Consider the following 12,618-nt stretch of genomic DNA (forward strand, 5'->3'; position numbering starts at 1 on the left):
GGCGTAACATAGCGCCATTCACAACCGCGTCAGGGAGACGACATGCTGTACCGAATCGCAGCCGACGGGCTGGTGCTGTTTCATTTGTCCTTCATTCTGTTCGTGCTGTTTGGCGGGCTGCTGGTCCTCAAATGGCCACGGGTGATGTGGCTGCATTTGCCGGCCGCTGCTTGGGGCGTGGCGGTCGAAGTGCTGCATCTGACCTGCCCGCTGACTTACTGGGAAAATCTCATGCTCCACGCCGCCGGGCAGACCGAATATGCCGGCGGCTTCATCGAGCATTACATCTGGCCGATCATCTATCCGGCCGGGCTCACCCCGCAGATTCAACTGGCGCTCGGCAGCGTGGTGCTGGCGGTCAACCTGCTGGTGTACGGGCGTTTGATCCGCTCGTGGAAACTGCGTCGAGCAGTGTAATCAGCGCGACGTCGGCTTCAAAGCTTCCAGCCAAGCCGGATCCAGGCGCGTCTGCTCGGTATCGAGTCCCTGCGCCTGCATCCGCTCCTTGTGCGCTTCGACTTCCCGCCACAGTTGCCCGTGATCGCTGGAGTTGCCGTCCAGTTCATGCATCTGCGTCAACCCAAGATGATAGAAACGCAGCACTTTCATGGCCGTCGCATCGTTCCTCTCCACCGCCGCCGTCACCTGATGCATCACATTGGTGATGCTCATCAGGTTGCGCTTGAGTCGCCAGCTGTACACGGCTGGCGCCATCCAGCTCTGATTCCAGAAGCGCCCGCGCAATAACGCAGCCGTCAGCAGAAATGCCACAAACACCCCACCGACATTGAAGCGCAGGTTATCGCCGCCAGGCTCGCCGAACAGCGCCACTGCCACACTGGAAAACAGCATCGCCAGCACCAGGAACAGCACGGCGATGATGATCGTGCTGCGTCGCGTCTGCTGGCGAAAGGTGGCGGCGTCCATCGGCTGAATCTCGAACATCACAAATGACTTCCTTGAGCGACAAAAGGGGTAACTGAAAAAACCGGCCGGCGCATTATCGCCTCTAGCGCGGATTTAGCTATGCTGGGGCTCCTTTTCATCTTTTCAGCGTCCAACGGGGACATGGCAGTACAGCGCAGATCGTGCCATCTTCATTCATGGATACACACTATTCGGATGCCATTCGCCTGGTTTTGGGATGACATCGTTTTAAGGATCATTGCATGACCCAACGACACGTAATCAATGCCTCGGTCAGCCCGAAAGGCAGCCTGGAAACCCTTTCTCAACGTGAAGTTCAGCAACTGAGCGAAGCCGGATCCGGCAGCACCTACACCCTCTTCCGCCAGTGCGCCCTGGCCATCCTCAACACCGGCGCCCATGTCGATAACGCCAAGACCATCCTCGAAGCCTACAAGGACTTCGAAATCCGTATTCACCAACAGGATCGCGGCGTACGCCTGGAGCTGCTGAACGCGCCGGCCGACGCGTTCGTCGACGGCGAAATGATCGCCAGCACCCGCGAAATGCTCTTCAGCGCCCTGCGCGACATCGTCTACACCGAAAACGAACTCGACAGCCAGCGCATCGACCTGAGCACCTCGCAAGGCATCAGCGACTACGTTTTTCATCTGCTGCGAAACGCCCGCACCCTGCGTCCGGGCGTCGAGCCGAAAATCGTCGTGTGCTGGGGCGGTCACTCGATCAACACCGAAGAATACAAATACACCAAGAAAGTCGGCCACGAACTCGGTCTGCGCAGCCTCGACATTTGCACCGGCTGCGGCCCGGGCGTGATGAAAGGCCCGATGAAAGGCGCGACCATCGCCCACGCCAAACAGCGTATCCATGGCGGTCGCTACCTCGGCTTGACCGAGCCGGGCATCATCGCCGCCGAAGCGCCGAACCCGATCGTCAACGAGCTGGTGATCCTGCCGGACATCGAAAAGCGTCTGGAAGCGTTCGTGCGGGTTGGCCACGGCATCATCATCTTCCCGGGCGGTGCCGGTACGGCAGAAGAATTCCTCTACCTGCTGGGCATCCTGATGCACCCGGACAATAAAGGGCTACCATTCCCGGTGATCCTCACCGGGCCGAAACACGCCGCGCCATATCTGGAGCAGCTCGACGCCTTCGTCATCGCCACTCTCGGCGAAGCGGCCAACCAACACTACGAAATCATCATCGACGACCCGGCCGAAGTGGCGCGGCAAATGACTCAAGGCCTGAAAGCGGTGAAGCAGTTCCGCCGCGAGCGCAACGATGCGTTCCACTTCAACTGGCTGCTGAAAATCGACGAAGGCTTCCAGCGCCCGTTCGATCCAACCCACGAAAACATGGCCAACCTCAAACTGCACCGCGACCAGCCACCGCACGAACTGGCGGCCAACCTGCGCCGGGCGTTCTCGGGCATCGTCGCTGGCAACGTCAAGGACAAGGGCATTCGCCTGATCGAAGAACACGGGCCGTACCAGATCCGTGGTGATGCGGCGATCATGCAACCGCTCGACGCACTGCTCAAAGCTTTCGTCGCCCAGCACCGGATGAAACTGCCGGGCGGCGCGGCGTATGTGCCGTGTTATCGAGTGGTGGCGTAACTTTTAAGCCGTCACACATTTCCTGTGTGGGAGCTGGCTTGCCAGCGATAGCGGTCTTCCAGTCAACAGAGATGTTGAATTAGATGACCCCTTCGCGAGCAAGCTCGCTCCCACAGATTCCGTTGTGTGGCGCAAAGGGTATTTACAACCACAGTCCCCCTGTAGGAGCGAGCTTGCTCGCGAAGAGGCCCGAAAGACCACCATCAACCTTATCCCACCAACCGCACCGCCAATGCCTTCGCCTGCAACGCCACATCCGTCACCGCCGTACTCTCCCACCACATCCCGCGCAACGGCGGCCCCATCGCAAACAGTCGGCCAGCCGCACGCCCCTCGGCATCCAGCACTGCGCCATCCACCGCCGCTGCGATTCCCAACGCCAACGGTCCCGGTTGCACCAAACCGCGCGCCAGTAGCTGCTGCGGCAACGGTCGCGCCACCCGGCGCCAGTCATACTCGATGCCACTGGAGTTAATCAGTGCAGCGCCTTGCACCACGCAAGCTGCAGACTCACCACGACGTCGAATGCGAATACTGACGCCATCTTCAGGGTTCGGCTCAAGCCCTTTGAACGAAGCTGCCTGAATACGCAATCGCCCTTCTTTATAAAGACGCTCAACCAGCGCCGCACTCAACGGCGGCGAACGGTGGTGATGACTTTCCCACCACGGCCGTACATGCCGTACGAATTGTCGACGCTGCGTGTCAGTCGCCTGACTCCACAAACGAGCGATATGCACCCGAACCGTGTCCAGTGGCGCCTGCCAATCGATGCCTTGTGCAATGGCTGCCTGGCATTGCCGACGCAATTCGCGCAACAGCTGTCGTGGCGTTCGAATGCTGTGATCGCTGCCAAGAAAATCCATCCAGGCCGGCGGTTGTCGGCGCACGTGGGGCAACAAGCCGTGCCGGGAAAACACTTCAATTGGCCCGCGATGCCCGGCCTGCTCCAGCGACACCACGGCATCGACCATGGTCAGGCCAGAGCCGATGATCAATACGGTCGATTGCGGGTCGAGTTGACGCATCGCCGCGACATCCCACGGATCAAGCGCGGCGGCGTTGAGGCCGCTGGAGGTTTTCTGCGGGGTTCGTGCTGCGGGGAACATACCGGTCGCCAGCACCGCGCAGGCTCCGTGCAATGACTGCCCATCGCTCAGTGTGAGCTGCACCGAATCGGCCTCGACTTGCAGATCGACGACCTCCGCGCGGATGTGCTCAGCGCTCGAGCCATTTTGCATTCCGGCAATACGCGCCTCGGCCAGACGCTGCTGCACATAGACGCCGAACAATCCACGCGGCGCAAACAGTTCGCTGACCGGCACATCCTGCTCGGCCGATTCAGGCCAGCCACCGCCGGCAATGTGCTCGGTCAGCCATTGCGTCAAATCATCGGGATTATCCGGATCAACACTCATGCGCGCGGCGTTGCCGTTGAGCGTGTGACCCAACTCGATGGCACTGTACGCCTCGCCCCGCCCCAACTCAGAACGTGGCTCAACGATCAGAAGCTTGCGCCGACCCGGCAGACGCAACAATTGCACTGCCAGCATCGTGCCGCTGAGGCCACCGCCGATAATCAGGATGTCTGCGCTCTGACTCATTCAAATCACCACATTGCGAACAAACCGCGCCGCAACATCCCCATCATTGCGATAGGAATGCGGCTGGTTGCTGGCAAACATGAAGAACTCCCCTGCACAGATGTGCTGCGGCTGTTCGCCAAGCATTAATGTCAGGCAGCCTTCGAACACGTAGATCTGTTCACTCCAGCCATCGGCATCCGGTTGCGAGGGGTAGACCTCACCCGGTTGCAGGCACCATTCCCACTGCTCGACTTCGCGGGTCGCGCTGGCTTTGGACAGCAATACCGCTTTGCTGCCGGGAATCACACCGGCCCAAGCCACCTCGTTGATCCGGCTCGGATCACGGGCGTCCGGCGCCTGAATCAAGTCGCTGAAGGCGACGTCGAGCGCTTCGGCCACGCGATCGAGGGTGGTCAGGCTGACATTTTTTTCACCCGCCTCGATCGCCACCAGCATGCGCCGGCTGACCCCGGATTTTTCCGCCAGCGCAGTCTGGCTCATGTCAGCGGCATGGCGCAGGCGCCGCACATTCAGGCTGACGTGTTGCAGGACGGACGCCCGTTGCGTTGAATCTTTGTGCACTATATTGCTCACTCGGTGAGGTTGGGCAGTATACTGCGCAACGTTGGGCGCATTGTGCGGCCTCCTTTTTATAGTGCGCAAGGTCATGACGTCGCAGAACAACTCCTCCACTCCTCTCCGTTTCTCTCGTTTCAGCAAAGCCGAGTGCGTGCTGGTGCTGATCACCATGATCTGGGGCGGTACTTTCCTGCTGGTTCAGCATGCGATGACCGTCAGCGGCCCGATGTTTTTTGTCGGCCTGCGCTTCGCCGCTGCGGCGGCTATCGTCGCGCTGTTCTCATGGCGCCATTTGCGCGAACTGACGCTGTTTGAACTCAAGGCCGGCGCCTTCATCGGCGTGGCGATCATGCTCGGTTACGGCTTGCAGACGGTCGGATTGCAAACGATCCCGAGCAGTCAATCGGCGTTCATCACCGCGTTGTACGTGCCATTCGTGCCTTTGCTGCAATGGCTGGTGCTGGGGCGACGCCCGGGGTTGATGCCGAGCATCGGCATCATGCTGGCGTTTACCGGTTTGATGTTGTTATCGGGGCCATCCGGGGCTGCGCTGAATTTCAGTCCGGGTGAAATCGCCACGCTGATCAGCGCTATCGCCATCGCCGCCGAAATCATTCTGATCAGCACCTATGCCGGTCAGGTCGATGTGCGCCGAGTGACTGTTGTGCAACTGGCAACCACTTCCGTGCTGTCGTTCCTGCTGGTGGTGCCGACCGGGGAAATGATTCCGGATTTCTCCTGGACCTTGCTGGTGACCGCGCTGGGGTTGGGCGCAGCGAGTGCAGCGATTCAGGTGGCGATGAACTGGGCGCAGAAGAGTGTTTCGCCAACCCGGGCGACGTTGATCTATGCCGGTGAGCCGGTTTGGGCCGGGATTGTCGGGCGGATTGCCGGAGAGCGGTTGCCGGCGATTGCGTTGGTGGGCGCCGGGTTGATTGTGGCGGCGGTGATTGTCAGTGAGTTGAAGACCAAGGGTAAGGCTGCAGAAGCCGAAGCTGAGCTGGAGCGGGAAGCACAGGGGTAAAGCTCCGAAGCCTTCATAGGCTGAATTATTGCTATCGCGAGCAGGCTCACTCCTACAGGTGAACGCATTCCAAATGTAGGCCTTCGCCTGCTCGCGATGAGGCCATTCCAAGCAACATCGACCTTCCTGAAACAATGCCAAACAGAAAATTCCAGACTACTTTGTAGGATTCTGAGACATCCTGGCGTTTGGTGATCGGGGAGCTGGCACGTATGATGCTTCACAAACTTCCGCAGATTAGAAGCCTATGTCCCTGATAGTTCTACTGCTTCTGCCATTCATTGGCAGCTGTCTGGCAGCGGTGCTGCCTCACAACGCGCGTAATACCGAATCCCTGTTGGCAGGTCTGGTCGCTTTGATCGGCACCGTCCAGGTCGCGATGTTGTACCCGCAAATTGCCCACGGCGGCGTGATCCGCGAAGAGTTCATGTGGCTGCCCAGCCTGGGGCTGAACTTCGTTCTGCGCATGGATGGCTTCGCCTGGCTGTTCTCGATGCTGGTACTCGGCATCGGCACGCTCGTTTCTCTTTATGCGCGTTATTACATGTCGCCGGACGATCCGGTGCCGCGTTTCTTCGCGTTTTTCCTGGCGTTCATGGGCGCCATGCTGGGCCTGGTGATCTCCGGCAACCTGATACAGATCGTGTTTTTCTGGGAGCTGACCAGTCTCTTCTCGTTCCTGTTGATCGGCTATTGGCACCACCGCGCGGACGCCCGTCGCGGTGCGTACATGGCGCTGATGGTCACCGGTGCCGGCGGATTATGCCTGCTGGCGGGGGTCATGATTCTCGGCCATGTCGTCGGCAGCTATGACCTCGACAAGGTCCTGGCCGCCGGCGACATGATTCGTGCACACGCCCTCTACCCTATCCTCTTACCCCTCATTCTTATTGGCGCGCTCAGCAAAAGCGCGCAGTTTCCTTTCCATTTCTGGCTACCGCACGCGATGGCGGCGCCGACACCGGTTTCGGCTTATCTGCACTCGGCGACCATGGTCAAGGCCGGGGTTTTTCTGCTCGCACGCCTGTGGCCGTCGCTGTCCGGCAGCGAAGAATGGTTCTACATCGTCAGTGGGGCCGGCGCGTGTACGCTGTTGCTCGGCGCCTATTGCGCGATGTTCCAGAACGATCTCAAAGGTTTGCTTGCTTACTCGACCATCAGCCATCTTGGCCTGATCACTTTGCTGCTGGGTCTGAACAGCCCTCTGGCGGCGGTCGCGGCGGTGTTCCATATTCTCAACCACGCGACCTTCAAAGCCTCGCTGTTCATGGCTGCGGGCATCATCGACCACGAAAGCGGCACCCGCGATATCCGCAAACTCAGCGGCCTGATCAAACTGATTCCGTTCACCGCAACGCTGGCCATGGTTGCCAGCGCCTCGATGGCCGGGGTGCCGCTGCTTAACGGCTTCCTGTCGAAAGAAATGTTCTTCGCCGAAACCGTGTTCATCAACGCCACGGCGTGGGTCGAAGCGGCGCTGCCGATTGTCGCGACCATTGCCGGTACATTCAGCGTTGCCTATTCCCTGCGTTTCACCGTCGATGTGTTCTTCGGTCCACCGGCCACTGACCTTCCGCACACACCGCACGAGCCGCCGCGCTGGATGCGCGCGCCGGTCGAGTTGCTGGTGTTCACTTGCTTGCTGGTGGGGATTTTCCCGGCGCAGATCGTCGGTCCATTGCTCGCGGCAGCGGCATTGCCCGTCGTCGGCGGCGAACTGCCGGAATACAGCCTGGCGATCTGGCACGGTCTGAACGCACCGATGATCATGAGCCTGATCGCCATGTCCGGCGGCATCATCGTCTATCTGTTGCTACGCAATCAGCTCAAGCGCGGGCGCTTCAAGTATCCGCCACTGGTTGGCCGCTTTAACGGCAAGCGCTTGTTCGAGCGTAGCCTGGTGGTGATGATGCGCATGGCCCGGCGCGCAGAGCGGCGACTCGGCACCAAGCGTCTGCAAATGCAATTGTTCCTGATGGTGTTGGCAGCCGTGCTCGCCGGCCTGATTCCAATGTTGCACAGCAGCCTGAGTTGGGGCGACCGGCCGAAGATTCCCGGCTCGATCGTCTTCGTGACCTTGTGGCTGCTGGCGATTGCCTGTGCCCTCGGCGCCGCGTGGCAGGCCAAGTATCACCGTCTCGCCGCCCTGACCATGGTCAGCGTTTGCGGGCTGATGACCTGCGTCACCTTCGTCTGGTTCTCCGCGCCGGATCTGGCGCTGACGCAACTGGCGGTCGAAGTGGTTACCACCGTGTTGATCCTGCTCGGCCTGCGCTGGCTGCCACGCCGTATCGAAGAAGTCTCGCCACTGCCAAGCAGCCTGCGCAAGGCGCGCATTCGCCGCCTGCGCGACTTGCTGCTGTCGATTGCCGTCGGCGGTGGCATGGCGCTGCTGTCCTACGCGATGCTCACGCGCCAGACGCCGAACGATATCTCCTCGTTCTACCTCAGCCGCGCCATGCCTGAGGGCGGCGGCAGCAACGTGGTCAACGTGATGCTGGTGGACTTCCGTGGCTTCGATACCCTCGGTGAAATCACCGTACTGGTCGCCGTGGCGCTGACCGTGTTCGCGCTGCTGCGCCGTTTCCGCCCCCCGAAAGAAAGTCTGCAACTGCCCGCTCAGCAACGCTTGTTGGCGCCAGACGTGGTCACCGATCTGGTCAACCCGCGTTCGGCCAGCGACACCGCGCTCGGTTTCATGATGGTGCCGGCAGTCCTGGTGCGTCTGCTGCTGCCGATTGCGCTGGTGGTGTCGTTCTACCTGTTCATGCGCGGGCACAACCAGCCGGGTGGCGGTTTCGTCGCGGGCCTGGTGATGTCGGTGGCGTTCATCCTGCAATACATGGTCGCCGGTACGCAGTGGGTCGAGGCGCAAATGAGCCTGCGGCCACTGCGCTGGATGGGCACCGGACTGCTGTTCGCCACCGCTACCGGCCTCGGGGCGATGGTCGTCGGTTATCCGTTCCTGACCACGCACACCTGGCATTTCAGCTTGCCGGTGCTGGGTGACATCCATATCGCCAGCGCATTGTTCTTCGATATCGGCGTATACGGCGTGGTGGTTGGTTCGACGCTGTTGATCCTCACCGCCCTCGCCCACCAATCGGTGCGGGGTCACAAGACCGCATCGCTGCCCAAGTCCGTCGCCAGCAAAGGAGCCGTCTGATGGAAGAAGTCATCGCAATCGCCATCGGCGTGCTCGCCGCGTCCGGCGTCTGGTTGATCCTGCGGCCACGGACGTTCCAGGTGGTCATGGGCCTGTGTCTGCTGTCGTATGGCGTCAATCTGTTCATCTTCAGCATGGGCAGCCTGTTCATCGGCAAGGAGCCGGTGATCAAGGACGGCGTCACCCAGGATTTGCTGCATTACACCGACCCGCTGCCACAGGCACTGGTACTCACCGCGATCGTTATCAGTTTCGCCATGACCGCGTTGTTCCTCGTCGTTCTGCTCGCCTCGCGCGGCCTGACCGGCACCGACCACGTCGACGGCCGGGAGCCTAAAGAATGATGGCGATGACTCACCTGATCGCCGCACCGATTCTGCTGCCGCTGCTGACCGCCGCCATCATGCTGATGCTCGGCGAGCGGCACCGGCCGCTGAAGGCGAAAATCAATCTGTTCTCCAGCCTCGTCGGCCTGTTCATTTCGGTGATGCTGCTGCAATGGACGCAGACCACTGGCGTGCCCGGCTCCATTGGCGTGTACCTGCCGGGCAACTGGCAGGCGCCGTTCGGCATTGTGCTGGTGGTTGATCGCCTGTCGGCGCTGATGCTGGTGCTGACCGGCATCATCGGCGTCAGCGCCCTGCTGTTTGCCATGGCCCGTTGGGACGGCGCCGGTTCGAGTTTCCACGCGCTGTTCCAGATTCAGTTGATGGGCCTGTATGGCGCATTCCTGACGGCGGATCTGTTCAACCTGTTCGTGTTCTTCGAAGTGCTGCTCGCTGCGTCTTATGGCTTGCTGTTGCATGGATCGGGTCGGGCGCGGGTGTCGTCGGGGCTGCATTACATCTCGATCAACCTGCTGGCCTCGTCGCTGTTTCTGATTGGCGCGGCACTGATCTACGGCGTCACGGGCACGTTGAACATGGCCGATCTGGCGCTGAAGATTCCGCTGGTGCCGGAAGCCGACCGGGGCTTGCTGCACGCCGGTGCGGGGATTCTCGCCGTCGCGTTTCTGGCCAAAGCTGGCATGTGGCCGCTGAACTTCTGGCTGGTGCCAGCGTACTCCTCGGCCAGTGCACCGGTGGCGGCGATGTTCGCGATCATGACCAAGGTCGGCGTGTACACGTTGCTGCGCCTGTGGACCCTTCTGTTCTCAGGGCAGGCCGGAGCCTCGGCATTCTTCGGCGGCGACTGGCTGATCTACGGCGGTATGGCGACGATGGCCTGCGCGGCGCTGGCGATTCTCGCCGCGCAACGCCTGGAACGCATGGCCAGCCTGAGCATTCTGGTGTCGGCGGGGATTCTGCTTTCCGCCGTCGGTTTCGCCCAGCCGAACCTGATCGGCGCGGCACTGTTCTATCTGGTCAGCTCGACTCTGGCCTTGAGTGCGCTGTTCCTGCTGGCCGAGTTGATCGAGCGCTCGCGCTCGGCCAACGAGATTCCGCTGGAAGACGAAAGCGAATTGCTGCCACGCCCGCAGGAATCCCTGCAACCGCCCAAAGGCATCAACCTCGATGACGAGCAGAAAGCCGTGGTCGGTCAGGTCATCCCGTGGACCATGGCGTTTCTCGGCCTGAGCTTCATCGCCTGCGCATTGCTGATTATCGGCATGCCGCCGCTGTCCGGCTTTATCGGCAAACTCAGCCTGATTGGCGCCTTGCTCAATCCGCTGGGCCTAGGCACTGGCGCGCCGATATCCAACGCGGCCTGGGCGTTGCTGGCACTGCTGATCCTCACCGGACTCGCGTCGCTGATGGCGTTCTCACGCCTCGGTATCCAGCGTTTCTGGACGCCGGAGGAGCGCCCTTCGCCGCTGCTGCGCAAACTCGAATGCGCGCCGATTTTCCTGTTGCTCGGGCTGAGCATTGCCCTGACCTTCAAGGCTGAGCCGCTGCTGCGCTACACCCAGGCCACCGCTGAAGCGTTGAACAACCCGCAGCAGTACGTAATGGCGGTGCTCGGCACCCGTGCCGTACCGAGCCCGGAAGCCAAATCGGCGATGCTGGAGGTGCAGCCATGAAGCGTGTATTTCCTGCACCGTTGTTATCGCTGGCGCTGTGCGCCTTGTGGCTGACCCTGAACCTGTCGATCAGCCCGGGCAATCTGTTGCTCGGCGCGATTCTGGGTTTTGCTGCACCGTTGATGATGCGCAAACTGCGCCCGAAACAGGTACGCATCCGCCGTCCCGGGACAATCCTGCGCCTGTTCTTCCTCGTCGGTCGTGACGTGGTGGTGTCCAACCTCATCGTCGCCTGGGGCGTGCTCAACGCCGGTCGTCGCCCGCCACGCTCGGGTTTTGTCAAAGTCCCGCTGGACCTCCGCGATGCTCACGGCCTCGCAACGCTGGCGATGATCTGCACGGTGGTGCCCGGCACGGTGTGGTCGGAGCTGGCGCTGGACCGCAGCATTCTGTTGCTGCACGTCTGGGATCTGGATGATGAAGCGCAATTCATCGAGCACTTCAAGACCACCTACGAGCGGCCGTTGATGGAGATTTTCGAATGAGCCCATTACTGTCGAACGCGATCCTGCTGACGCTGTTCCTGTTCTCGCTGGCCATGGTGCTGACCCTGGTGCGTTTGTTCAAAGGCCCATCGGCGCAGGATCGAGTGCTGGCGCTGGACTACCTGTACATCGTGGCCATGCTGATGATGCTGACCCTGGGCATTCGCTATTCCAGTGACACTTACTTCGAAGCGGCGCTGCTGATTGCGCTGTTCGGCTTCGTCGGCTCGTTTGCCCTGGCGAAATTCCTGCTGCGTGGCGAGGTGATCGAATGAATGCTGAATTGTCGCTATGGATCGAGATTCCGGTGGCGATCCTGCTGGTGCTCAGCGGTCTGTTTGCGTTGATCGGCGCGATCGGGTTATTGCGCATGAAGGATTACTTCCAGCGCATGCACCCGCCAGCACTGGCTTCGACGCTGGGCGCATGGTGTGTGGCGCTGGCGTCGATCATTTGTTTTTCGGCGTTGAAGTCCGGGCCAGTCATACATGCCTGGCTGATTCCGGTTTTGCTGGCAATCACTGTGCCGGTGACCACCTTGCTGCTGGCGCGGGCGGCGTTGTTCCGCAAGCGCATGGCCGGGGATGATGTGCCGGCAGAGGTGAGCAGCCGCCGCACCGAGAGCGGTAGCTGAACCGTTAGAAGATCGCAGCCTTCGGCAGCTCCTACATTGGAATGCGCTCCCCCCCTGTAGGAGTTGCCGAAGGCTGCGATCTTTTGATCTTGCTTTTCTAGACCCACGCCACCGCCAACAACCCCGCCCCCAACACCGCACACAACGGTGAATACACCCAGGTGTCCAGCCGCGCAAACCGTGAATCCGTCACTTCCTTGAAAAACCCGACCAGATTCGAATCACCAATCGCCCGGGCAAACATCAACAGCGCAATCGCGCTGATCACCCATTGCAGCGCCTTGTGCGTCACCGCCGGCATTCCCCAGCCAACGCGCATGCACACCAACGCAGCAATCACCAGCAATGCCGCTGCCACAATCAACGTGAGCCAGCCCGAAGGCTTGAACGCCGGCCGCACCGTTGCGACAAATCCGCGCACCGGCACCTGCGGCACCACCACCGCTGCCGCCCACTGCCCGCCCAGCGCCCAATACACGTGCATCAAGGCGATCACCGCAAACGTTGTCACCAGCCATTGAGCCAACACAAAGGTCATGGTTGAAATCCTTGGAAAGGGATTTGAACAAATCATCCTAGTC

13 protein-coding genes are annotated in these 12,618 nt (G+C 60.8%); 9 read left to right on the forward strand and 4 right to left on the reverse strand.

Annotated features, from left to right (window positions below):
- Positions 1–42 precede the first annotated feature (42 nt).
- Positions 43–417: a DUF2784 domain-containing protein gene (locus M5G26_RS08840; protein ID WP_273915051.1), complete on the forward strand. Its 375-nt coding sequence runs from the start codon at positions 43–45 to the stop codon at positions 415–417.
- Here M5G26_RS08840 and M5G26_RS08845 read toward each other — a convergent pair whose 3' ends face one another.
- Entirely contained in the window at positions 418–945 is a 528-nt protein-coding gene (locus tag M5G26_RS08845; protein ID WP_273915052.1) for a DUF3087 domain-containing protein, read from the reverse strand.
- 224 nt (positions 946–1,169) lie between these two features.
- On the opposite strand from M5G26_RS08845, the gene ppnN reads away from it, so the two are divergent.
- Entirely contained in the window at positions 1,170–2,543 is a 1,374-nt protein-coding gene (ppnN, locus tag M5G26_RS08850) for a nucleotide 5'-monophosphate nucleosidase PpnN (RefSeq protein ID WP_273915053.1), read from the forward strand.
- 209 nt (positions 2,544–2,752) lie between these two features.
- On the opposite strand, the gene M5G26_RS08855 is transcribed toward ppnN, so the two are convergent.
- Both M5G26_RS08855 and M5G26_RS08860 read right to left on the reverse strand, forming a co-directional pair.
- On the reverse strand, positions 2,753–4,147 hold the full coding sequence (locus M5G26_RS08855; RefSeq protein WP_273915054.1) for an FAD/NAD(P)-binding protein: 1,395 nt from the start codon (positions 4,145–4,147) through the stop codon (positions 2,753–2,755).
- Complete coding sequence (locus M5G26_RS08860; protein ID WP_150693545.1) at positions 4,148–4,711, reverse strand: helix-turn-helix domain-containing protein; 564 nt, start codon at positions 4,709–4,711, stop codon at positions 4,148–4,150.
- Positions 4,712–4,796: 85 nt separating this feature from the next.
- Between M5G26_RS08860 and M5G26_RS08865 the strand changes: the two genes are divergently transcribed.
- From M5G26_RS08865 to M5G26_RS08895, 7 genes are all read left to right on the forward strand, one after another.
- Positions 4,797–5,732 (forward strand): DMT family transporter, encoded by a 936-nt coding sequence (locus tag M5G26_RS08865; RefSeq protein ID WP_273915055.1) that lies wholly within the window; start codon positions 4,797–4,799, stop codon positions 5,730–5,732.
- A gap of 247 nt (positions 5,733–5,979) precedes the next feature.
- Entirely contained in the window at positions 5,980–8,898 is a 2,919-nt protein-coding gene (locus tag M5G26_RS08870; RefSeq protein WP_134173835.1) for a monovalent cation/H+ antiporter subunit A, read from the forward strand.
- Entirely contained in the window at positions 8,898–9,242 is a 345-nt protein-coding gene (locus M5G26_RS08875) for a Na+/H+ antiporter subunit C (protein ID WP_007910763.1), read from the forward strand. The genes M5G26_RS08870 and M5G26_RS08875 overlap by 1 nt, the downstream gene beginning before the upstream one ends.
- Entirely contained in the window at positions 9,239–10,918 is a 1,680-nt protein-coding gene (locus tag M5G26_RS08880; RefSeq protein WP_273915056.1) for a monovalent cation/H+ antiporter subunit D, read from the forward strand. The genes M5G26_RS08875 and M5G26_RS08880 overlap by 4 nt, the downstream gene beginning before the upstream one ends.
- Positions 10,915–11,403 carry a Na+/H+ antiporter subunit E gene (locus M5G26_RS08885; protein ID WP_038366445.1) on the forward strand — a complete coding sequence of 163 codons (489 nt, stop codon included), beginning with the start codon at positions 10,915–10,917 and terminating at the stop codon, positions 11,401–11,403. Before M5G26_RS08880 ends, M5G26_RS08885 begins: the two co-directional genes overlap by 4 nt.
- The gene (locus M5G26_RS08890; protein ID WP_007910754.1) at positions 11,400–11,678 is read left to right on the forward strand and encodes a K+/H+ antiporter subunit F; all 279 of its coding nucleotides are present in this window, start codon (positions 11,400–11,402) and stop codon (positions 11,676–11,678) included. The genes M5G26_RS08885 and M5G26_RS08890 overlap by 4 nt, the downstream gene beginning before the upstream one ends.
- A complete protein-coding gene (locus tag M5G26_RS08895) occupies positions 11,675–12,037 on the forward strand; it encodes a Na+/H+ antiporter subunit G (RefSeq protein WP_038366442.1) in 363 nt (120 codons plus the stop codon). Before M5G26_RS08890 ends, M5G26_RS08895 begins: the two co-directional genes overlap by 4 nt.
- Positions 12,038–12,134: 97 nt before the next feature.
- On the opposite strand, the gene M5G26_RS08900 is transcribed toward M5G26_RS08895, so the two are convergent.
- Complete coding sequence (locus M5G26_RS08900; RefSeq protein ID WP_095120320.1) at positions 12,135–12,575, reverse strand: DUF3995 domain-containing protein; 441 nt, start codon at positions 12,573–12,575, stop codon at positions 12,135–12,137.
- Positions 12,576–12,618 lie beyond the last annotated feature (43 nt).

Origin of the sequence: Pseudomonas sp. TNT2022 ID642 (genome assembly GCF_028656995.1) — a bacterium.
Lineage (GTDB): Bacteria > Pseudomonadota > Gammaproteobacteria > Pseudomonadales > Pseudomonadaceae > Aquipseudomonas.

Excerpts from the sequence above, each read along its gene's own strand:
- M5G26_RS08855 (WP_273915054.1), bottom strand. The coding sequence starts at position 4,147 with ATGAGTCAGAGCGCAGACATCCTGATTATCGGCGGTGGCCTCAGCGGC.
- M5G26_RS08885 (WP_038366445.1), top strand. The coding sequence starts at position 10,915 with ATGAAGCGTGTATTTCCTGCACCGTTGTTATCGCTGGCGCTGTGCGCC.
- M5G26_RS08900 (WP_095120320.1), bottom strand. The coding sequence starts at position 12,575 with ATGACCTTTGTGTTGGCTCAATGGCTGGTGACAACGTTTGCGGTGATC.
- M5G26_RS08875 (WP_007910763.1), top strand. The coding sequence starts at position 8,898 with ATGGAAGAAGTCATCGCAATCGCCATCGGCGTGCTCGCCGCGTCCGGC.
- M5G26_RS08895 (WP_038366442.1), top strand. The coding sequence starts at position 11,675 with ATGAATGCTGAATTGTCGCTATGGATCGAGATTCCGGTGGCGATCCTG.
- M5G26_RS08865 (WP_273915055.1), top strand. The coding sequence starts at position 4,797 with ATGACGTCGCAGAACAACTCCTCCACTCCTCTCCGTTTCTCTCGTTTC.
- M5G26_RS08845 (WP_273915052.1), bottom strand. The coding sequence starts at position 945 with ATGTTCGAGATTCAGCCGATGGACGCCGCCACCTTTCGCCAGCAGACG.
- ppnN (WP_273915053.1), top strand. The coding sequence starts at position 1,170 with ATGACCCAACGACACGTAATCAATGCCTCGGTCAGCCCGAAAGGCAGC.
- M5G26_RS08840 (WP_273915051.1), top strand. The coding sequence starts at position 43 with ATGCTGTACCGAATCGCAGCCGACGGGCTGGTGCTGTTTCATTTGTCC.
- M5G26_RS08880 (WP_273915056.1), top strand. The coding sequence starts at position 9,239 with ATGATGGCGATGACTCACCTGATCGCCGCACCGATTCTGCTGCCGCTG.
- M5G26_RS08870 (WP_134173835.1), top strand. The coding sequence starts at position 5,980 with ATGTCCCTGATAGTTCTACTGCTTCTGCCATTCATTGGCAGCTGTCTG.
- M5G26_RS08890 (WP_007910754.1), top strand. The coding sequence starts at position 11,400 with ATGAGCCCATTACTGTCGAACGCGATCCTGCTGACGCTGTTCCTGTTC.